A 21,001-nucleotide genomic window follows, 5' to 3' on the forward strand; every position below is an offset into this window, starting at 1 on the left:
GGTTAAGCTAGATTTGTCCCCCAGCGTTTGTAGATAGATTGTTCCAGGGGGGAGAAGATGAGTTTATCTGAGAGCAGGCCTAAGAGAATAATAACGAACATGATTCCCATGACCTGCTCCATGGAATTGAGTTCTCTTCCGAAGTGCAGGAGCTGTCCCAATCCCAATCCTGTCAGGATGGGAACAAAAATTTCTGCGGACATCAGGGAGCGCCAGGAGAAGGCCCAACCTTGCTTCATGCCGCTGACGATGAATGGTGCAGAGGCCGGAAGCGTGACGAAGAGCAGCGTGTAGGCAGAACCGGCTCCCATTGTCCGAGCTGCGCGAGCATAAATTGGAGGGATGTTGGCAAGTCCATTTTCTGTGGCCAGTATGACTGACCAGACAGTACCCATGATGACAACGAACAAGATGGCCGCTTCTTCCTGACCGAACCATAGGATGGCCAGAGGGACCCAGCAAACGCTGGGAAGCCCTTGAAATCCCAGTGCCAGAACTCCGATGGTGTTTCTTATTATTTGGAAACGGGCAGATAAAAGTCCTGCTGGAATCCCGATGGAGATTCCTGCCAGGTACCCCAGGAACAGTCTCCTAATGGTAACGAACGTAGCGGACCAGAGAGAGTTGTCCCTGATTGCTTCTTCAAGATAGCCGCTTATGGTGGAAGGTGCCGGGAATAGGAAAGGCCTCCACCAGCCGGACAGAGACCCGTATTCCCATATAGCTATAGCTAGAAAGATGAATACTGAGGATTGGATGATGCTTTTTATGGAAGAATGCATGATGTCTGTGTGTCTTGTTTTTCTTCTGCGGTTCTGGAAACCAATTTTAATGCACGTGTGATGTTTGAGGATAGCCGGGCTACTCCCGGATCATTGATTTGGCGCGGTCGCGGCAAACGAATGCAGAATTCTCCGCAAATACGTCCAGGGTGGGAGGAAAATAAAATGACTCTGTCTCCCAGGCATACGGCTTCCCGTACATTATGAGTAACAAAGACGACGGTAATCCCATGTCCGGCACAAATGGCCTGGATATCCGCATAAAGTTGTTCCCTGGTCATGGCATCCAATGCCGCGAAGGGCTCATCCATCAGAAGAACCCTGGGGCGCAATGCAAGAGCCCGGGCTATGGCTACGCGTTGTTTCATTCCTCCGGAGAGTTCATGGATACGAGCTTGCGTGAAGTTGTCCAAGCCTACTGATTTCAGGTTTTTCAAAGCTATTTGGCAACGTTTTCTGCGGGGAATTCCGGTAAATCGGAGACCGAATTCTACATTGTGCAGCACGTTTAACCACGGGAACAGGGCGAAATCCTGAAAAACGACTGTCCTGTCCGGTCCAGGACCTGAGATTATTTCTCCATCATAGGAAATGCTTCCCGTATCCGATTTGATCAGACCGGCGATCATATTCAGCAGAGTTGTTTTGCCACAACCGCTTGGACCTACCAGGCAGATGAATTCTCCTTCCCCTATGTCCAGATTGGCAGAAGAAAGCGCCAGAAGCGATTTTTTTCTGGAAAAATAACTTTTGGAAACGTTTCGTATGGATAATCTACTCATGGCTGGGATTATTTTTATCATTCCGGATGATGCCTTCGACACGGGGAAGTTCCTTGTAAAATCCAGTCCGTACCATATCCTTGGCAAATGCTTGGAGCTTTTCTTCGGATATTTTATTAGTGGGAACTAACCTGGGCCATGCATGGAGAATTAAAGAGGGATCAATGCTGGAACGGGTGAGTTCCCTCAGTTCTTCTACGACGATTTTTTGAGCTTCCTGGGGATGTTCGATAATCCAGAAAGTGAGTTCTCTGTGAGCTTCAATAATGGCCTGTGCCACGTCCGGCTGTTTTTCCAGAATTCTCTTTTGGGCTGTCAGAACAGTAGTTACGGCATCCGTTTCAAGAAACAGGAGCTTGCCTCCGGCTTCCTTTTCCAGGCGGCTAATCCATGGTTCTACAGTCCAGGATCCGTCTAGTTTTCCTTGACGAAAGAGAGATATCTGTTCTGGATTGGGGGTAGGAAGTATGCTTGCGTCTCCTCTGGATTGAGTGACTGCTACGCCTCCCAGGGCCAACCATGTCCGGCAGGCTATATCCTGAGTATTGCCCAATTGGGGGGTAGCGATGATTTTCCCTTGAAAGTCTTTTTGTGTTCGTGCTTCGGAATGGGTGGGGACGACCAGTCCGGACCCTCCCTGTACGGCTCCTGCTACTATTTGCAGGAGAGTTCCATTGGATTTGGAATACGCATTAATGGCAGGGCTCGAACCAACGTAGGTAAAATCCAGGGAATTGGCGAACATGGCTTCCATGGCACTGGGGCCGGCGTTGTAAGCATACCATAGGATGGAGATGTTTTTCCCCGTCCGTTCAAAGATGCGTTTTTCAAACCATCCCTCCCCCGTGCGGCTGAAATGCCTGGCAACCAACCCCTGGACATGGGTTACGTTGGGGAAAAGGCCAAAGCGTATTTGATCCTGCCGTTCGGATGCTTCCCGACAGGATGCCAGAAATGCTGGAACCAGGAGAGCGCCAATACAAAGAAGAGCATCTAATGCAAGAGGCAGAGTTTTCATAAAATGGTAGAACAGGTATTTAAATGGGATAAAATTAAAATTCCACATAGAGAGTGCGCGCCAGAAGAAACGCAGTATTTTCGTTTGCTTTCGCAGGGGGGAGGATGCGGTCTGCCGTTTCTGGCGCGGAGACGACATTCCCAAGCCAGATGCAGTAGGTTCCCTTTGCTTTTCTGGGCAGGACGGGAAGGCCCGGCAGCACTGCAATGCTCATGAGCCCCGCTTCGGCCAGCAGGCCTGAGGCATTGACGATTTCTCTAGCGGATCTGCCCCATACGCCTTCTGCCTTGAAATCCAGACCGTAGGTATGAGCCTTGAGCCGATGGAGTTCCCGTTCCAGCTGTTTGGCGAAGCTGCGTGCCAGTTCGCTGTCTTCTCCCGCTACGTAAATTTGTTTTCCACCATGCCCGAAGGTTTCAGCGCGTTCATCGCTTGAAACGAATGTTTGGAGTTGTTCCTTTTCTTTTTCGGGAACCTTATCTCTGTGAGGGGGGCGGAGCATACCAGCTCCCGCTGTGACGTTATTCAGCGGGTCAATCAGGATGAAAGCTCCTCCGGAACGGTTATCCCGGTAATAATCATAGAACAAGGGGGAACTGGTTTCCAGGACGATACGGCCGACATGATTCAGAGGAAGCTGCGTTGCATGGCGGCTTTCCAGTGTATTGACGTCTATGTCGTATTGGAGTTCTACTATCCTCCCCTGGATATTTCTGCCCGCATGGCGCATAATGTATTTGCTTCTGGGAAGAAGGGGTTTTTCAGACATCCAGATGACACGGGCTTCCAGCCGATCCTCTATATGGGGGAGATTCCCTTTTTTGACAATCATGTCACCGCTGCTGATATCTATTTCATCCTCAAGTTCCAATACGACGGCTTGGGGAGAGAATGCTTCTTCCAGTTCTCCGTCCGGAGTAACGATTCTTTTGATCCGGCTGTTTTGAAACGAAGGCAACGTCACGATAGGATCACCCCTGCGGATGGAGCCGGAGGTAATGGAGCCGGCGAACCCCCGGAAATCGAGATTGGGCCGTATGACTGTCTGTACCGGAAAGCGGAAATCCCGGAGATTCCTGCTGTCGCTGGCATCCAGCGTTTCCAGAATGGAAAGCAGATGATCGCCCTGGTACCAAGGCGTTTTTCCTGTTGTTTGCGTCACATTTTCCCCTTCAATGGCGGAAATGGGAACGAAACGAACATCCGGGATATTCAACTGTTGCGTGAAGCTTCCGAATTCTTCTTCAATTTTCCGGAATTTTTCTTCAGAGTATTTCAAAAGATCCATCTTGTTGACGGCTACGATGAGGTGCCGTATTTTCAGAAGAGAGACGATGAACGCATGCCGTTTCGTTTGTGTGAGTACTCCATGGCGAGCATCAATCAGGATGATGGCGGCATCTGCCGTGGAAGCTCCGGTGGCCATGTTCCGGGTGTATTGTTCATGTCCGGGGCAGTCGGCAATGATGAATTTGCGGCGTGGGGTGGTGAAGTACCGGTAGGCTACATCAATGGTTATTCCCTGTTCCCGTTCCGCTCTAAGGCCGTCCAGCAACAGGGCGTAATCAATTTTACCTGCTCCAGCAGTTCCATTTTTTTCACTGGCTTTGCGCAGCTCTGCCAGCTGGTCGTCAAAAATCAGTTTGCTGTCATAAAGGAGGCGTCCGATGAGTGTAGATTTCCCGTCGTCCACGGAACCGCAGGTAAGTACGCGTAGCAGGCTTTTATTTTCGTGTTCGTTCAGGTATGAGTCGATGTCCATAATGGTAAAAATAAGAGGTATCGTCAGAATGGTTCATAATAGGGGTTAAAAATATCCTTCTCGTTTTTTCTGTTCCATGGAGGCATCACCGTCGTGGTCAATTATACGAGAAGAACGCTCGCTCAGCCTGGTTTCCAGCATTTCCGCTACAATCTCTTCTACAGTGCGAGCTGTAGATTCTATGGCTCCAGTTAGAGGGTAACAGCCCAGTGTACGGAAACGGACGGTTCTCATCTGCGGTGTTTCCCCCGGTTTCAAAGGCAGGCGGTCGTCGTCCGCCATAATAAGGGAGCCGTCACGTTCCACAATGGGACGGGGTCTAGCAAAATACAGGTCTACAACCTGTATTTTTTCCAGGCGGATGTATTGCCAGATATCCAGTTCCGTCCAATTGGACAGAGGAAAAATACGGACGCTTTCTCCCGGATTGATACGGCCGTTATAAATGTTCCATAATTCCGGCCGTTGATTTTTGGGATCCCATTGGTTGAATTTATCCCGGAAAGAGAAAATTCGTTCTTTGGCCCGTGATTTTTCTTCGTCGCGGCGGGCGCCTCCGAATACGGCATCATATTTTCCTGCGGTCAACGCCTGAATCAATGCCTGTGTTTTCATAATATCCGTGTATTTGCGGCTGCCGTAAGTAAAAGGATTGACGCCGGCGGAAATGCCTTCCTGGTTACTGTGGACAATCAGATCCAGATCATTTTCCTGAACGAATCTGTCCCGGAATTCTATCATCTCGCGAAATTTGAATGTGGAGTCTATATGAAGAAGCTTGAATGGGAGTCTGCCTGGATAGAATGCCTTTTTGGCTAAGTGGACCAGTACAGAGGAATCTTTCCCGATGGAATAAAGAAGTACGGGATTTTCAAACTGGCTGATGGCATCCCGGAAAATGTGAATGCTTTCTGCCTCCAACTGTTTTAGCTGGCTGAGTCTGTAAATGCTGTTCATTTTGTATATTTTTGGTTATCAATGTCTTGGTTTGCGGTGTAGACCGCACTCCTTGTGTTCTTTCTCTTCCCACCACCATCGTCCGTCGCGTACATCTTCTGTCCTCTTGACAGCTCTTGTGCAGCAGGCGCACCCGATACTGGGGAATCCTGCATCGTGAAGGGGATTGTAGGGAACGCCGTAGGCGCGGATATAGTTCCAGACATCCTCTTCTGACCAGTTGGCCAGTGGGCTGATTTTGATGATGCCGTTCGCCTCATCGTTTTCTGTGATATGAAGCCCTTTCCGGGTGATGGACTGAGTGGAGCGTAATCCGCAGATCCACGCTTTTTTCCCGGCAAGGAGTCTTTCCAGAGGGCGCAGTTTACGGATATTGCAGCATTCGTGACGGTATTCCACACTGTTGCGGAACAGATTGACACCTTTGTCCAGAATCATGCTTTCCACTTCTTCCGCTGCCGGAAAATAAGGAATAATGCGAATGCCGTATATTTCCTCCGTTCTTGTCCAGAGTTCATAGGTTTCCGGAAATAATCGCCCCGTGTCCAGAGTCGCCAGAGGAATATTCAGGCCAAGATGGGAGATCATATGGGTAAGCACTTGGTCTTCTGCCCCGAATGATGTGGCAAAAACAAGGTTTCCTTCGTATTGCGCTGCGGCTTGTCGCAACGTGTCTGTAGCGGTTGGGGAATGAGCGTTCATGAATGTTGGCGCTGGTTGAAGGTGGATAGCCGTATCCGGTAGAAAAGAACGGGATGTCAGATGAACAGAGGAGTTGAGTAGTACCGATCCGCTGAATCGGGGAGGATCACTACTACATTTTTCCCTGTGTTCTCTTTTCTTTTAGCAACCTGGACGGCAGCCCATAGGGCAGCTCCGCTGGAAATCCCAGTTAGAATGCCTTCTTTGACGCCCAATTCTTTAGCTGTGGAAAAGGCATCTTCGTTGGAAACTGTGATGACTTCATCATAGATATCCGTATCCAGGGTTTCTGGGATAAAGCCAGCTCCTATTCCTTGAATTTGATGGCTTCCGGCCTGGCCGGCGGATAATACGGGGGAATCTGCCGGTTCCACGGCAATGACGGTGATTCCTCCGGGTTTGCGTTCCTTGAGCAGTCTGCCTATGCCGGTTATTGTTCCCCCGGTGCCTACTCCGGCTACGACGATATCTACTTCTCCGTCCGTATCTTCCCATATTTCAACCCCTGTTGTTTCATAGTGGGCTCTGGGATTGGTTGGGTTGGTGAATTGACTGGGAATGAAGGAGCCCGGAGTTGTGGCCGCCAGATCCTGGGCTTTGGCGATGGCTCCTTTCATTCCTTGGCTGTCTTCTGTAAGGACAATATCGGCTCCGTAGGCTTTTAGAATATTTCGTCGTTCAACGCTCATGCTTTCCGGCATGGTAAGAATGATGCGGTATCCCCGGGAAGCAGCAATAGCCGCCAGGCCAATGCCCGTGTTGCCGCTGGTTGGTTCAATGATGACAGATCCCGATTTGAGTTGGCCCGATGCTTCTGCCTCGTTGATCATGGCGAGTGCGATACGGTCTTTCATGCTGCCTGCCGGGTTCAAGTGGTCCAGCTTGAGCAGGAGCCGGGCATTCAGACGATGTGCCTGAGCATAATTCCTTGGCTCCAGAAGAGGTGTTTTCCCGACCAGTTCCGATATGGAGGTGTAAATGTTCATCGTGTCGTACTTTACAGGGATGGATTTAGATTTCTTTTGTATTCCGATAGGAATAATAGGAATTAGTTACTCTTATATTCTGGAAGTGTCAATGTGAATTAATGAATATGAGATATTATTTTTTTATTTGTTTTTTTATGTAAATAAAAATGATAGAAGAGCATTGAATGAACAGTCGCAAAATGTCAGAGGTTGAGAGTAAAAACCGCTTCCCTCTGTTTTCAAGCTATTGATAGGGAAGAAGGAAGGATGCGTGTGAGGGACAGATGTCTTGTTCCCTTGCCTTCCTAGAGCATGCAGTTGTATTGGTACTCTCCGGTTGACGTTATGAATTTTCCTTTTCCCGGAGAGGGATTGTGGCGTTTGGAAAACTGTCTGTTTTGTCCAATTCCATCCTTTATCGCATATCCTTAGAATGTTTGTTTTCTATATGCTGATAATCTGTTAGTTGTGATTATTTGGAGGATGGTGTGCAAAAAACACAACTGCTGAGATGCTGATCCGCATAAGCCTTATGGGGAAGCCTCTGACACACGAAAATCGGATCATGTTGTTTATCATGACCTCTCTTTGTCCTGCATGACGGTTTCATCTTCTCCCTCGGCTATGATGATTACTCCGGATATTTTTTCGGTACGGGAAACAGGGAATCGCCGTGCGGGCAGGAATGGTTTTATCTTTCTTTTCCGTGGCGGATATCCGTGGCTTCCTTCAGGAAGACGACGGTGGCGGCGATGGTTTTGGCAATGTCTCCTATCCGTTCCAGAGAACGGATAATGAAGAGAAGGTTGACGTTGAGGGAAGGGGAGTCCTCCCGTTCGGGGGAGACCAGAAGGGCCAGCGCTTTGCGATGGGCTTTGTCCAGTTTTTTGTCGCGCAGGCGTATTTCCCTGGCGGCGTCCACATCCTGCGTTTCCAGACACCTGGCGGCGTCTCTGAATTCGGATACGGCCATTTCCAGCAGAGGGAGCACAATATCCGGGGAGAAGGATTCCTGATGCCTGATGGAGGACTTGGCATGCTTGGCGATACCCGTTACTTCCTCCATGCATTCCTGGAGCTTGTCCCCGCATCGGGAGAAAGTGATGACGAGCCTCAGGTCGCGTCCCAGTGGATGGAACTGGGTGAGTACGGAGGAGCAGAGGGAGAGAACCTGCCGGGTTTCTTCCTGCAGCGGGTCGCTGTCCGCAATGATGCTGTTGGCCCCGTCGCTGTCCGGGCCGGAAATGACCCGTTCCAGAATGTCCATGTATTTCAGCAGGCTGCCGCAGATGGCATTGACGCGGAGGCGGATAGCGTTCAGGGCCGCGTCGTAGTGGGGGAGGATGTGATTGCCGGGGGATGTCATGAGGAGAATGGTTTGGAATGGGCTTTTAGCTGAAACGGCCCGTAATGTAGGCTTCCGTTTCTTTTTCCGTAGGATTGGTGAAGATTTGGGACGTTTCCCCGTATTCCACCAGGCGGCCCATGTACATGAAGGCGGTCCGATCCGCGATGCGTGTGGCCTGCTGCATGTTATGGGTGACGATGACAATGGTGAGTTCTTTTTTCAGGTCTTCCATCAGGTCCTCTATTTTTAAGGTGGCGATAGGGTCCAGGGCGGCGCAGGGTTCATCCATCAGCAGAATTTGGGGGCGGTTGGCAATGGCGCGCGCGATGCACAGCCGCTGCTGCTGGCCGCCGGAAAGGCCGTAGGCGCTTTCATGCAGCTTGTCTTTCACTTCATCCCACAGGGCGGCTCCCTTCAGGCTTCGTTCCACGGTTTCGTCCAGTTCCGCGCGCCTGTTGCGGCCGGCCACACGGAGGGGAAAGACGATGTTTTCGTAAATGCTTTTAGGGAAAGGGTTGTATTTCTGGAAGACCATGCCTACGCGCTTGCGCAGGGAGATGACTTCCACGCGCGGGTCATACAGGCTGGTGCCGTCAATGCGGATATCCCCCTGGTGGCGCACGTCCGGGACCAGGTCGTTCATGCGGTTGATGTTGCGGAGCAGCGTGGATTTTCCGCAGCCGGAGGGCCCGATGAGGGCGGTTACCCGGTTGGTTTCAAAGGTCATGCCGATGTTGAAGAGAACCTGTTTGCTCCCGTAAAAGAAGGAGAAGTCTTCCACTTCAATGATGGGTTCGTCGTTTGCGGCGGCTGGTTCAGTCATGGGATGGTGAAGGAGAATGGGGTTAGAAGCTGGAGGCCGCGTATTTTTTGCGCAGGCGGTTGCGGATGAGGATGGCCGTGAGGTTCATGACCACCACCAGCAGGATGAGGAGCAGCGTGGTGGCGAAAACCATGGGCTGGGCGGCGTCCGAGTCCGGAGACTGGAAGCCCACGTCGTAGATATGAAAGCCCAGATGCATGAATTTGCGTTCCAGGTGGATGAAGGGGCCTTCCCCGTCAATGGGCAGGGAGGGGGCCAGCTTGACCACTCCCGTGACCATGAGTGGGGCTACCTCTCCGGCGCCACGGGCCATGGCCAGAATGAGGCCGGTCATGACGCCCGGCAGGGCGCTGGGGAGGATGATGCGTTTAATCATCTGCCATTTGGAGGCCCCGCAGGCCAGGGCAGCCTCCCGCAGCCCGCGGGGGACGGCGGAGAGTGCCTCCTCCGTGGAGACGATGACTACGGGCAGCGTCATCAGGGCCAGCGTGAGGGATGCCCACAGGATGCCGGAGGTCCCGAAGGTGGGGGTGTTGTCCACAGCCAGCTTTTTCCAGTAGAAAAGTTCGTCGATGCTCCCTCCCAGATAGTAAACGAAGAAGCCGAGGCCGAAAACGCCGAAGACGATGGAAGGCACGCCCGCCAGGTTGTTCACGCAGATGCGCACGGCCTGAACCAGAGCCCCCTGTCTGGCGTATTCCCTCAGGTAGATGGCTCCGATGACCCCCACGGGCGTGACCAGCACACTCATGAGCAAAGTCATGATGAAGGTGCCGAAAATGGCGGGGAAGATGCCGCCCTCCGTGTTGGCTTCCCGCGGATCATCCGTGATGAAATGGTACAGGTTGTGGAGGAAGACGCCGCATTTGCCGAAGAACCCCAGGTCATTCGGCTGGTAGCCGTAAACGATTTTATCCATGCGGATTTCCTTTCTTTCCCCGTCTCCCAGGGCATACACAAGAGAGTCTCGGCCCTGTTGAGCCCTCAGTTTGGCTGCTTCCGCGGTGTACCGGGCGTATTCGGCATTGAGCTGTTCCTCTTTGGCGCGGAGCCGGTCCAGTTCACCGGCCGGGTCGTCCATATCCGTGAGAATGGGGTTTTTCCTGGGGACGGCCGTACGCCGTCCGTTTTCTTCCCGGATGTCGTAGGAACGTTCTATGGCCTTGATATCCAGTCTGACGTCCGCCAGACGGGTATTGACGGAGCCGATGTCCCTGGTGTCAATGGTTTTGACCCTGTCCCTCAGGTCTGTTTCCCGGTCCAGCACGCGGCGGAAAGCCTCCATGAATTCCGGTGAGGCGGCGGGGATGGTTTCTCCGGAGGCCAGCTTGAGTTCCAGAGGTTTGACCAGGGTGTTCCCTCCCTCCATGCGTTCCAGGCACAGAAGGCCTTTGGGGGTGGCGGAGGCAGTGACATTGTGCGCGTCCACATAGCGGTAGGATTGTCCATAGGATTCCTTGCTGCCGGTGAAAAGCTGGTATTCCCGCACGTCTCTGGCTGTGGAGCCGGGATGGGCGGGGTCTGCGGGGACGTGGCGCGTCTGGTCCTTTGTGATGCCGGCGTACAGGACAAGCGGTTGTTCTTCTTTTGAAGAAGGGGCGAGCGTCAGTTCATGGATAGTTTTGGGCCAGAAGGCCTCCAGACCGTTGAAGACGATGATGCCCAGCAGGCCGAAAATCATGATGAGGCCCAGGGAGAGCCCGATGGAGGCGAGCCAGATATTGACTTCCCCCAGGGGGCGTTTGGGGGCGGGCGGAAGGCTGAAGTCCTGTTTCATGGAAGGTGGATGGATGGGAGGGAAAGGGTTGGATGGTTCACACGACGTTGAAGCGTTTGCGGAGACGCTGGCGCACTATTTCCGCCAGAGTGTTCAGAATGAATGTCATGGAGAAGAGGATAAGGCCGCCCAGGAAGAGGACCCGGTAGTGGGTGGAGTCCTGCGCCGCCTCCGGCAGTTCCGTGGCGATGTTGGCGGAGAGGGTGCGCATGCCGTTGAAGATATTCCAGTCCATGATGGGGGTGTTTCCCGTGGCCATCAGTACGATCATGGTTTCCCCCACGGCTCGGCCCAGACCTATCATCAGGGCGGAGAAAATGCCTGCGGAAGCCACCGGAAGAACAACGGTGCGGACCATCTGCCAGCGGCTGGCCCCCAGAGCCTCCGAGGCGGCGATGAGGGAAGGGGGGACGTTGCTCAGGGCGTCCTCGGAAATGGTGAAGATGACAGGGATGACGGCAAAGCCCATGATGAATCCAACCACTAGGGAGTTGCGCTGTTCATAGGGCATGCCGGAGCCGTTGCGCCACAGGTCTGCGAAACTGGCGGCCTGGAAGTCCCCGTCTCCCCACAGGCCCATGACGCTGCGGCAGAGGCTGATGAGGGGCTGTTCCAGCCAGTAGCCCAGGTATTCCCAGCAGAACCAGGCGCAGAGCAGGATGACGGGGGTCATGACGATGTATTCCACACCGCGGCTGAATTTGTTGCGCCAGGCTGCGGGCCGGGTGGTCCAGAACCATGCGATGAGGGCCGCCAGGCCGGGAATGAGGACGGCCATGCAGAGCAGTGCGGGGACTTTGTCTTCCATTCTGGGGGCCAGGTAAAGGGCGCCGAAGAAGCCCAGCACTACGGAAGGAAGGGAGGCCATGATTTCCATGACGGGTTTTACCACCCGTTTGACGGCAGGGGCCATGAAGTGGGCCGTGTAAATGGCGGCTGTGACCGCTACCGGGACGGCGAAGACAAGGGCGTACAGGGTGCCTTTCAGCGTGCCGAAGACCAGGGGCATCAGGGACAGCTTGGATTCATAATCATCCGTGCCGCCCACGGATTGCCAGAGCCATTTGGGAGAATCGTACCCCTCATACCATATTTTCCCGACCAGGGCTTTGGCGCCGGCTTCCGGGTGCTTGTCTTCCAGAGAGAAGAAATGGATGTTTCCTGATGGGTCCACGGCAATGGCGGCGTTGAATTCCGCATTGGCGGCCAGTTGGACCGGAACGAATTCCAGAGGTCCGCTGTTCCAGCGGATGTCGGCCGTGGTTCCGTAGCAGAGCCTGAGTTCCCGCGGAGTGGAGACCAGGAAGGAACGGTTGATGCCGGATGCCGCGTAATGCTGCACCGGACCGTCCATGGGAGAGAATTGCCTGGTCTGGCCGAAGAGGCGCAGGGAAGTGCCGTCCGGGCGGGAATGGGGATAAAGGCTGAAAATCTTAAGGCTTCCCCTGTCGCCTCCTATGACCAGGGACATGTCTCCGAAAAGCCAGTTGACGGAAGTCATTTTTTCCCCTTTCCCCAGCGGGGTCGGAATCATCTGGCGTCTGACCCATGTTTCCCCGTCTTCATCATAGGAGAAGTAAAGAAGTTTGTCCGCATCCGTAGCGATGACGAGGCTGTCTCCGGAGGCTCCGGGTAGCATGGCCGTGGGGCGGCCTTCCAGCTGGTCCGTCAGGTCATGGAATCCGGAAGGCGCCAGTTCTCCCTCATGAAGCAGGGAGCGGGATTCTTCCAGCGTCATCAGCAGGAGGCGCGTGCCCTGTTCTGTCTCCACGGTTGCGGTAAATATTTTCCGTTCTCCCGCGTCCGCATAGGCTATGCCGGATATTTTGCCGGGGACGGAGCCGCTTTCCGTCAGGGGGTAGAGAGGGCCGGCCTCCGCTCCGGCTTTGTCCGGGCCGTGGGCATTCGTCCGGCCGTGGACGTTGAGTCCGGAATGAACATGGATGAGGCCCACCTTGCCGGATTCCGTGGCGATGGGGTAGGCGGTGAGGGATGCATCATAGGAATGGGCGCAGACGGTTTCGCCGTCCGGCAGGGAAACGGGAACGGAGGACAGGTTCCCGGTAGTTTTGTCCAGGAAGAAGATGTTTTTCCCGTTGCCGTAGACAAAGGGAAGCGTGCCGGAAGGGTCCAGGCCCCAGGTTCCCGGAACCGGAGAGGAGGGCGCGGGGTGCTGCCGTTCTTCCACGTCCGCGCTCTGGAAGAGAGGAATCGTAACGGCCAGCAGGAAGAAAAGAATGCCGAAAACGGCTACAATGACGGTGAATCCTCCGCCGATGATGGTTTTGGTCATGATGCGGTCAAACCACAGCGTGGTTTTTGCCACCTGAAAGCGTTCCGGAACGGGTTTGGGCTTTCTGGAAGGTGCGGGGGAGGGAGCATTGGAACTCATGACGGCAGAGAGGAGAAGTTGGAGGGCAGGACTCCGGCGGGCGGGCCGGAGTCCTGCCCCGGCATGTGTTTACGGCACGGGAAGGGAGTGTTTATTCAATGCTCTTGAGCACTTCTGCGCTGACTTTGGCGGGAATCGGGTAATAACCGTCCTTGGTCACGATTTCCTGGCCGTCTTTGGATACGATGAATTTGATGAATTCCCTGGTCAGGGTGTCCAGGGGTTCTCCCGGTTTCTTGTTGACGTAAATCAGCAGGTAACGGGAGAGCGGGTACGTTCCGTTGATGCAGTTATCGTAGGAAGGCTGTACCGCCGCCTTTCCGCTTTTTTCCGCCAGGGAGAGGGTTTTTACGCCGGAGGTGACGTATCCGATGCCGGAATAGCCGATTCCCTGTTCGTCGGAACTGATGCCCTGCACGACGGCGGAGGAACCGGGCTGTTCCTTCACGGAGTTTTTATAGTCCCCTTTTTTCAGGGCTATTTCCTTCACGAACCCGTTCGTGCCGGAGGCGCTGTTTCTGCCGTAAATGGAGATGGCTTTTCCTTTCATGGAGGGCACCCCCGCATCGCCCCAGTCGGTGATGTTGGAGCCGCCGCGTTTGAAAGTGGAGGAGAAAATGGAGTCGATCTGCGTCAGGGTAAGGGCCTGGATGGGATTATTCTTGTTGACAAAGAAGGCCACGGCGTCCAGGGCCACTTTGATTTCCGTCGGCTTGTAGCCGTATTTGGCTTCAAAGGCGGCGATTTCCTCCCGCTTCATCTGGCGGCTCATGGGGGCGAGCTGGGCCGTGCCTGCCGTGAGGGCGGGCGGCGCTGTGGAAGAGCCTTTGCCTTCAACGCCGACTTTGACGCTGGGGTATTTTTTGTTGAATCCTTCCGCCCAGAGGGTCATCAGGTTGTTCAGCGTATCGGAGCCGACGGCGTTCAGGTTGCCGGAAACGCCGCTGGTGGGCGCATACGGCTTGATGCTGCTGTCAACGGTCACTTGGTTGGCGCCCATGCTCAGGGAGCTGAGGGCGGCGGCGATGGTCAGGATTTTGGCGACAAATTTCATGGCGTCTTTTTTGGTGTGTTGCGTCTTCCGTTTCCGTCCGGCGGGGCCGTTCATGGCGGAAGACGGGGTAGTGATACCCTTCCGCCCCCATGGTGAGGAAGAGAATCCTGGTTAAGAAATCGTCACAAACCCGGAGTAGCCAGGGAGCCCTGTTTTTGGGATACCATGCGTCCAGAGGCGCAGGACGCGCCATTAGAAGAACATGACTCCGCATCCAGCAGCAGCCGACCAGACCGCCGTAGAGGTGGATTCCCTGGATTTTTGTTATGGGAGCAAGCAATCCCTGTTCAACGTCACCATGAAAGTCCCCAGGAACAGGGTGACGGCGTTCATCGGCCCTTCCGGGTGCGGGAAGTCCACGCTGCTGCGCTGTATCAACCGGATGAATGACCGTATTCCGGAGGCGCGCGTTACGGGAGGCTCCATCCGCATTGATGGGGTGGACGTGACTTCTCCTTCCCTGGATACCATTCGTCTGCGCCGGGAGGTGGGCATGGTTTTCCAGAAGTCCAACCCTTTCCCGATGAGCATTTATGAGAATGTAGCCTACGGATTGAAGCTGGCGGGGGTAAGAAACCGCGGCATTCTGGACGAGGCTGTGGAGGAAAGCCTGCGGCATGCCGCTCTTTGGGATGAGGTAAAGGACCGTCTCCATGCTTCCGCCAATGGTCTTTCCGGCGGCCAGCAGCAGCGGCTGTGTATTGCCCGTTCCATTGCCGTGAAGCCGCGCATCCTGCTGATGGACGAACCCTGTTCCGCCCTGGACCCCATTGCGACAGTGAGGGTGGAAGAGCTGATGCACCGTCTCAAGGACAAGTTTACCATCATTGTGGTCACCCATAATATGCAACAGGCTACGCGCGTTTCGGACCTGACCGGTTTTTTCATGTTGGGAAGGCTGGTGGAATTTGATGCTACGGAAAAGATTTTTTCCAATCCCTCCCTGAAAGAAACGGAGGATTATATTACGGGAAGATTCAGTTAACAGAGAGACGATTATGCTTTTTCCAAAGAATATTTCCAAAAATGGAACCGGGCGTGTTCCCCATGTTCCCGGCTCTGGACGAAGGCTGGCTGCCAGCGCCGCCAGAAAGAACAGCCTGCGCAGGCAGCATCTTTTTTATCATGCCGGCAAAACCTTATCCAATCATCAAGCCAATATTCCGAATCATGAATCACGACGCGCACACCCTGAGGGAGTTTGACGCCGCCCTTTCCTCCCTGAATACGCATTTGCTCCAGATGGCCTATAAGGCGCAGAGCGCCCTTGATTTGGCCGCCGCCGGCCTTTTGCAGCAGAATGAGTCTTCCGCCAACCGGGTTATTGCTGATGACGAAGAATTGGACGAGCTGGAAATGACGGTGGACAGGGAAGGGCTGCATCTGCTGGCTTTTTTCAGTCCGGTGGCTTCCGACCTCAAAGTGGTGCTGGCTTCCCTGCGCATGTCCTCCATGTATGAACGGATTGGTGATGAGGCCGTGACCATCGCCAAAAGGGCCAACAGGCTGAATAAGCGCCCGCGCATCCGGGAGGCTGCCTTGGCGGATCCTGTCTATCGGGAAATGGCGGAGCGGTTCAGGGCTGTGAATAAGGCTGTTTCCTCCTGGGACGGGGAGGCTCTGGCGGAGCTTGTCCCTGCGCTGGAGGATTTGGCGGAGCATGCGGCGTCCCTGACGGAGGCATTTGCCTGCTTGCCTGAGCAATATCAGGACAATCTGGTTTCCGTTGCGGATCTGGTTTTTGTAAGCCGTTCCCTGGAACGCATCGCGGAAGGGCTCCAAAAGGTAGCTGCGGAAGGGCTTTACGCGGCCTCCTGATGCCGCGTGCCTGCACAGGAAAGCCCGTTGCGGGCGTTGTCGAAGCGCCGTTTTTTGTTCGGAAACGGGATTCAGGCATGCCGCCTATCTGACAGTCCAGGTAATGCTGCGCGTGGAGGATTGGCCGGGACGCAGAATGACGCTGGGGAAGTGGGGGGTATTGACGGCATTGGGGAAGCCCTGGGCTTCCAGCGCTATTCCCTGGCGCGCCTGGGGCAGGTATTCCCCGGTATATACCTGGAGGCCGGGAGCATCCGTCGCCACAATCAGGCGGTGCCGGGATTCCGGATCAAGAAGGATGGCGGCGATTTTGTCGCCCGGTTCGGAATCCAGCACGTAGTTGTGGTCCAGTCCGGCGGCGGTGTCCGGGTGGGCGGCGGAGTTGCGTTCCCCCAGCAGGGCTGCTTTCCGCAGGTCAAAGTCCGTTCCTTCCACGGGAAGAATACGGCCGTCGGGGATATTGGTCGCATCCACCGGAGTATAGGCGGAGGCCCGTATCTCCAGGGTCATGGAATCAATGGTGGGTTTGCCGGACAGGTTCCAGTAAGCGTGGTTGGTGAGGTTGACGATTGTGGCTGCGTCCGCATACGCTTCCAGGCGGAGATGAAGGGTTTCTTCCACCACGGTGTAGGTGGCTACCACTTCCAGGTTGCCGGGGTAATTTTCCTCACCGTCTGCGGAGTGCAGGGTCAGCACCAGCGTATTGCGCCCGGCTTCCTGCACCTGCCAGACTTTGCTGTCGAACCCCTGGATGCCGCCGTGCAGGTGGTTGGGGCCGTTGTTGACGGCCACGGTGCGGGAATCCCCGTCAATGGAGAACCTGCCTTTTGCGATGCGATTCGCGACACGGCCGCAAATCGCACCGCAATAACAGGTGTCTTTCAGCATGTCTTCAAAGTGCTTGGGCCCTACGATCATGTCCATGCCGTCCTTGACGACGGAGATGATGCGCCCCCCGTAGTTGCTGATGCGTACCGTCAGCTTGTCGGAAGACAGTTCAAACAATTCTACAGGTGCGCCGCCGGGTAAGGTGCCGAAGATCATGCCGGTATATAGCTTGGTCAGTAGTGGATGTCCAATTAATAGGCCAGCACGCGGGAACCGTTGTTGCCGATGATCACGCGCACGCGCTGCCCGACCTGAATCGGGTTGTTCCTGCTGGCGACCTGGACGACCGTGTAGTTGCGGGTGCCGTTCCTCTTCTGGTCCAGACGCACGGTGATGCGTTCCCCGGTCGTGTTGTTGACGGCCTTGTCAATCTGGTTGCCGGCAATGCCGCCCAGAATGGCGCCGCCCGCCGCCGTCGCGAATTTGGCGTTGCCGCCCCCGAACATGGCGCCGGTCAACCCGCCCGCCACGGCGCCGATTCCGGTGCCGGTGTTGGCGTTATTGGCCTGGATCTTGACGTTTTCCACGCTGGTGACCGTGCCGGTATAGGTTTCCTGGGCTCCGCCGATTTCGTTCAGGTTATAGGTGTTCGGGGAACCGAAGTTGGTGCAGGAAGTAATGGACAGCGCCATGGCTGCACAGCCGATGGTAAGAATGGAAGCTGTTTTCATGATGACGATTTATAAAATGGGTTGAAGGTTAAGATCAAGTAATTTCGCAGTCAACGGAAGGGGCGCGGCTGCCCTCTTCCGGCGGAGAAAACCCTTGCCGGAAGGTTCCGGCAAGGGTTCTTATTTATTTTAACGGTCCGTTGGGTCAGGCCTTGGGGGCTTCTCCCTTTTTGGGGCAGTCGCAGGGCTTTTCCCCTTTGCTGCAAGGCTGGCCGCATTTTTCTGGGCATTTGCCTTCCTTGGCGCATTTCCTGGGGCACTTTTTGTCTTTCTTGCAGCACTTCTGGGCAGCGGGGGCGGGGGACTCCGCCGGAGCGGCGGCTTCCTGAGCGTAACCGTTGACACTGAAGGCGAAAGCAAAGGCTGCTACAGCGAGGATTTTTTTCATATAATGATATGTGAGGTTGTGTGGTGTTGGTAATGCAGCGGCAGAAGAGCTGCCGTTCTACGACAGATAGAGCGGCAGGGAGTGATATTTGTTCAAAAAAATGCGCGGAGAGGATTCTTTTTAGGGCGGTTTTTTTTGATGAGGACGCGCTTTTAGCCTCCGGGGTAAGTTTGACAGTCCGGGGGCACGTACGGAGCGCCGGCTTGCATGGGGCGCCTTCTTGAGGCACGGTAGGGAACATGAGTTCAGCCAAGGAACCTGTGACGCGCCGTTTTGGAAATGGTTTGACGGTTTTGATTAAGGAGGACAAGTCTCATCCCGTAGTGTCCCTCCAGTACTGGGTAGGCACGGGGTCCATGAATGAGGGGCACTGGCAGGGGAGCGGACTTTCCCATTTGCTGGAGCATCTGGTGTTTAAGGGAACGGCGCATTTCTCCGGGCAGGAACTGGCCCGCAAGGTGCAGGAACGCGGCGGCCACTGGAATGCGTACACCAGCGTGAACCGCACCGTGTACTATATAGACGGCCCTGCGGAGTCCTGGCAGATTTTCCTGAATCTTCTGACGGAGCTTGTATTTTTCCCCACGTTCCCGGAAGACGAGATGGAGCGGGAGAAGGAGGTCGTGCGCCGGGAGATGGCCATGTATGCGGATGATCCCGATTCCGTGGCCTACCAGCTTCTGATGCAGACGCTGTATCTCAAGCATCCCCGCCGCTGGCCCGTTCTGGGTGAGCGCGCCGCCTTTGACTGCCTGACGCGGCAGGACGTGCTGGATTACCATGCCAGCCGTTATGTTCCGAACAACGTGGTTCTTTCCATCGCGGGGGACGTGGATGCCGCGGAGATTCTTTCCCATCTGGAATTGCTGGTGGAAGACCTGAAATCCCGTCCCCTGAACCGGGAACCCATTCCCCATGAACCTCACCAGTTCGGTTCCCGCAGGGTGCGGAAGGAGTTTGCCGTGCCTTACTCCAAGCTGCACCTTGCCTGGCGCCTGCCCTGTTCCGCCCATCCGGATACGCCAGCCCTTTCCGCTCTGTCCAGCATTCTGGGAGGCGGACGTTCCGCCCGTTTTTATGAAAAATTCCATGACCGCCTGGGCCTGGTGTACAGCATTGAGGTGCATTCCAACCAGTCTGAGACGGATGAAGGGGCGTTTACCATCAGCATGGACGTGGACCGCGCCCAGCGCGACAAGGTGCGGGACCTGGTACTTCAGGAGCTTCGCAATCTGGCGGAAGAGGATTTTACGGAGGACCTGAAGAGAGTCTGCAAACAGACCCGGGTCAGTCGCCTGCGCCGCAGGAGTTCCGCTTCCGGGGTGGCCTCGGAAATGGGGGCGGATTGGTTCGGCTCGCGCAATTTGAACCTGTCTTCCGAATGGCAGGAAGCTATTGAACGGGTGACTACGGAAGATTTGCACCGCGTTTGTTCCACCTGGCTGTCTTCCCCGAATGTGACGGAAGTCAGCCTGGACCCCCCGGGCAGCAACGCCGGGGATGAAGAAAGGGCCTCCGCCTCTGCGGGAACGGCCCTGAGCGAGCATGTTCTTGGCAACGGCATGAAGGTGGTGATCCGTGAAGACCATCGCCTGCCGCTGGCCTATGCCTGCATGGCGTTCAAGGCCGGATGCCGTGCGGAGAATGAGCATGACGCCGGGGTGACGGACTTGATGTCCGAGTGCCTGCTGAAAGGAACCTCCACCCGTTCCGCGGCGGATATAGCCCGTTTTCTGGAGGACATCGGGGGAGCCATCAACACGTCCACCGGTAACAATTCCCTGAGCGTGGGATGTCAGGTTCTGGCGGAAGACCTGGACGCCGGATTGGAGCTGATGGCGGATGTGGTCATGAATCCGTCTTTCCCGGAAGACGCCTTTCTGAGGGAAAAGGAATCTTTTGTGGCGGATGCGGAGGAGGATATGGAAGACCCTCTTTCCGTGGCGTTCCGGCAGGAGCGGAAGGTGGCTTACGGGCATGTTTCCTATGGAAATTCCCCTTCCGGCACGCCGGAAAGCCTGTCTTCACTGACGGTTCAGGACATCAAAAAACAGTATGAACGCATTATCTGCGCTTCCAACGCCGTGATTTGCATTTCCGGAGATGTCAGGAAGGATGAGGTCCTGCCTCTTCTGGAAAAACATCTGGGAGGCATGAGGGCGGGAACGCCTCCGGCCCTGATTCCCACGCCCGCGCTGCGGGCCGGCCGGGAAGTGGCCGTGCTGGATAAACAGCAGGCCGTGCTGGTAGTGGGGGTGCCGGGCGTGGACGTGGCTTCCCCGGAGATGGCCCAGGCTCTGCTGTTCCAGTCCTGGTGCAGTGATATGGCCGGTCCCGTTTTCACCAATATCCGGGAGGAGGCCGGACTGGCCTATTATGCCAGTTCTTCCCTGTTCATCGGCATGGATGCCGGAGGCATCTGCTTCTATCTGGGCACTTCCCCGGAACAATTGGAGGAAGCCGGGCGGAGGCTGGAAAAAACACTGGAGATGATTGATGAACAGGGCATGACGGAGGAGGAGCTGGAACGCACCAGGGCGGCCGCCCTGTCTTCCCGTCTGCTGGCCATGCAGTCCAATGGAACTTTGTGCCAGATGCTGGCGCTGGATATCCTGTTCGGTCTGCCTCTGGAAGCGTTTGAACAGCAGACGGACGCTATCAGGAATATGGATCTGGCCCGGATGAACGCCTTTATCAGGAAGGTGCTGGATCCCGCCCAGCCGCGTTCCTGGTCCATCGTGCGTCCGCCTGCCGGGGAGTAATTCCCCGGAAAATCATTTCCTTTTTCCCTGTCCGGGAAAAAGGCAGGATTAAATAAAAAGGAATATTTTTGCGTTACATCATCTGAAGGCTGGGGGAGGGGTGTAGCGG

18 protein-coding genes are annotated in these 21,001 nt (G+C 55.1%); 3 read left to right on the forward strand and 15 right to left on the reverse strand.

The window, feature by feature from the left end:
• Nucleotides 1–2: 2 nt before the first annotated feature.
• The 12 genes from AMUC_RS06930 to AMUC_RS06985 all read right to left on the reverse strand — a co-directional run bounded on the left by AMUC_RS06930 (nt 3) and on the right by AMUC_RS06985 (nt 14,365).
• The gene (locus tag AMUC_RS06930) at nt 3–782 is read right to left on the reverse strand and encodes an ABC transporter permease (RefSeq protein ID WP_012420334.1); all 780 of its coding nucleotides are present in this window, start codon (nt 780–782) and stop codon (nt 3–5) included.
• The gene (locus AMUC_RS06935) at nt 767–1,564 is read right to left on the reverse strand and encodes an ABC transporter ATP-binding protein (RefSeq protein WP_012420335.1); all 798 of its coding nucleotides are present in this window, start codon (nt 1,562–1,564) and stop codon (nt 767–769) included. Before AMUC_RS06935 ends, AMUC_RS06930 begins: the two co-directional genes overlap by 16 nt.
• Complete coding sequence (locus AMUC_RS06940) at nt 1,557–2,582, reverse strand: ABC transporter substrate-binding protein (protein WP_123038957.1); 1,026 nt, start codon at nt 2,580–2,582, stop codon at nt 1,557–1,559. The genes AMUC_RS06935 and AMUC_RS06940 overlap by 8 nt, the downstream gene beginning before the upstream one ends.
• A 34-nt stretch (nt 2,583–2,616) precedes the next feature.
• Nucleotides 2,617–4,344: a sulfate adenylyltransferase subunit CysN gene (cysN, locus tag AMUC_RS06945; protein ID WP_012420337.1), complete on the reverse strand. Its 1,728-nt coding sequence runs from the start codon at nt 4,342–4,344 to the stop codon at nt 2,617–2,619.
• A 45-nt stretch (nt 4,345–4,389) separates the two neighbouring features.
• Nucleotides 4,390–5,301: a sulfate adenylyltransferase subunit CysD gene (gene cysD, locus AMUC_RS06950; protein WP_012420338.1), complete on the reverse strand. Its 912-nt coding sequence runs from the start codon at nt 5,299–5,301 to the stop codon at nt 4,390–4,392.
• An 18-nt stretch (nt 5,302–5,319) separates the two neighbouring features.
• Nucleotides 5,320–6,003, reverse strand: coding sequence for a phosphoadenylyl-sulfate reductase (locus tag AMUC_RS06955; protein ID WP_012420339.1), 684 nt, complete (start codon nt 6,001–6,003; stop codon nt 5,320–5,322).
• Between the two features lie 56 nt (nt 6,004–6,059).
• Nucleotides 6,060–6,989, reverse strand: coding sequence for a cysteine synthase A (cysK, locus tag AMUC_RS06960; RefSeq protein ID WP_012420340.1), 930 nt, complete (start codon nt 6,987–6,989; stop codon nt 6,060–6,062).
• 673 nt (nt 6,990–7,662) lie between these two features.
• Nucleotides 7,663–8,337 (reverse strand): phosphate signaling complex PhoU family protein, encoded by a 675-nt coding sequence (locus tag AMUC_RS12030; protein ID WP_012420341.1) that lies wholly within the window; start codon nt 8,335–8,337, stop codon nt 7,663–7,665.
• Between the two features lie 25 nt (nt 8,338–8,362).
• Nucleotides 8,363–9,142, reverse strand: a complete 780-nt coding sequence (gene pstB / locus AMUC_RS06970; RefSeq protein WP_012420342.1) for a phosphate ABC transporter ATP-binding protein PstB — start codon at nt 9,140–9,142, stop codon at nt 8,363–8,365.
• A 22-nt stretch (nt 9,143–9,164) separates the two neighbouring features.
• Nucleotides 9,165–10,919: a phosphate ABC transporter permease PstA gene (gene pstA / locus AMUC_RS06975; protein ID WP_012420343.1), complete on the reverse strand. Its 1,755-nt coding sequence runs from the start codon at nt 10,917–10,919 to the stop codon at nt 9,165–9,167.
• A 37-nt stretch (nt 10,920–10,956) separates the two neighbouring features.
• Nucleotides 10,957–13,311, reverse strand: coding sequence for an ABC transporter permease subunit (locus AMUC_RS06980; RefSeq protein ID WP_012420344.1), 2,355 nt, complete (start codon nt 13,309–13,311; stop codon nt 10,957–10,959).
• Nucleotides 13,312–13,402: 91 nt separating this feature from the next.
• Entirely contained in the window at nt 13,403–14,365 is a 963-nt protein-coding gene (locus AMUC_RS06985) for a PstS family phosphate ABC transporter substrate-binding protein (protein WP_012420345.1), read from the reverse strand.
• A gap of 202 nt (nt 14,366–14,567) precedes the next feature.
• Between AMUC_RS06985 and pstB (AMUC_RS06990) the strand changes: the two genes are divergently transcribed.
• Entirely contained in the window at nt 14,568–15,350 is a 783-nt protein-coding gene (pstB, locus tag AMUC_RS06990) for a phosphate ABC transporter ATP-binding protein PstB (protein ID WP_012420346.1), read from the forward strand.
• A 185-nt stretch (nt 15,351–15,535) separates the two neighbouring features.
• Entirely contained in the window at nt 15,536–16,183 is a 648-nt protein-coding gene (locus AMUC_RS06995) for a phosphate signaling complex PhoU family protein (RefSeq protein ID WP_012420347.1), read from the forward strand.
• A gap of 84 nt (nt 16,184–16,267) precedes the next feature.
• Here AMUC_RS06995 and AMUC_RS07000 read toward each other — a convergent pair whose 3' ends face one another.
• From AMUC_RS07000 to AMUC_RS07010, 3 genes are all read right to left on the reverse strand, one after another.
• Complete coding sequence (locus AMUC_RS07000) at nt 16,268–17,227, reverse strand: aldose epimerase family protein (protein WP_012420348.1); 960 nt, start codon at nt 17,225–17,227, stop codon at nt 16,268–16,270.
• Nucleotides 17,228–17,262: 35 nt separating this feature from the next.
• Nucleotides 17,263–17,742 carry an outer membrane lipoprotein gene (locus AMUC_RS07005; protein WP_012420349.1) on the reverse strand — a complete coding sequence of 160 codons (480 nt, stop codon included), beginning with the start codon at nt 17,740–17,742 and terminating at the stop codon, nt 17,263–17,265.
• Between the two features lie 145 nt (nt 17,743–17,887).
• Nucleotides 17,888–18,130 (reverse strand): hypothetical protein, encoded by a 243-nt coding sequence (locus AMUC_RS07010; RefSeq protein WP_012420350.1) that lies wholly within the window; start codon nt 18,128–18,130, stop codon nt 17,888–17,890.
• A 239-nt stretch (nt 18,131–18,369) separates the two neighbouring features.
• Here AMUC_RS07010 and AMUC_RS07015 point away from each other — a divergent pair, with 239 nt between their 5' ends.
• A complete protein-coding gene (locus AMUC_RS07015) occupies nt 18,370–20,892 on the forward strand; it encodes a M16 family metallopeptidase (protein ID WP_012420351.1) in 2,523 nt (840 codons plus the stop codon).
• The last annotated feature ends 109 nt before the right edge of the window (nt 20,893–21,001 follow it).

It is taken from the genome of Akkermansia muciniphila ATCC BAA-835, from assembly GCF_000020225.1.
Lineage (GTDB): Bacteria > Verrucomicrobiota > Verrucomicrobiia > Verrucomicrobiales > Akkermansiaceae > Akkermansia > Akkermansia muciniphila.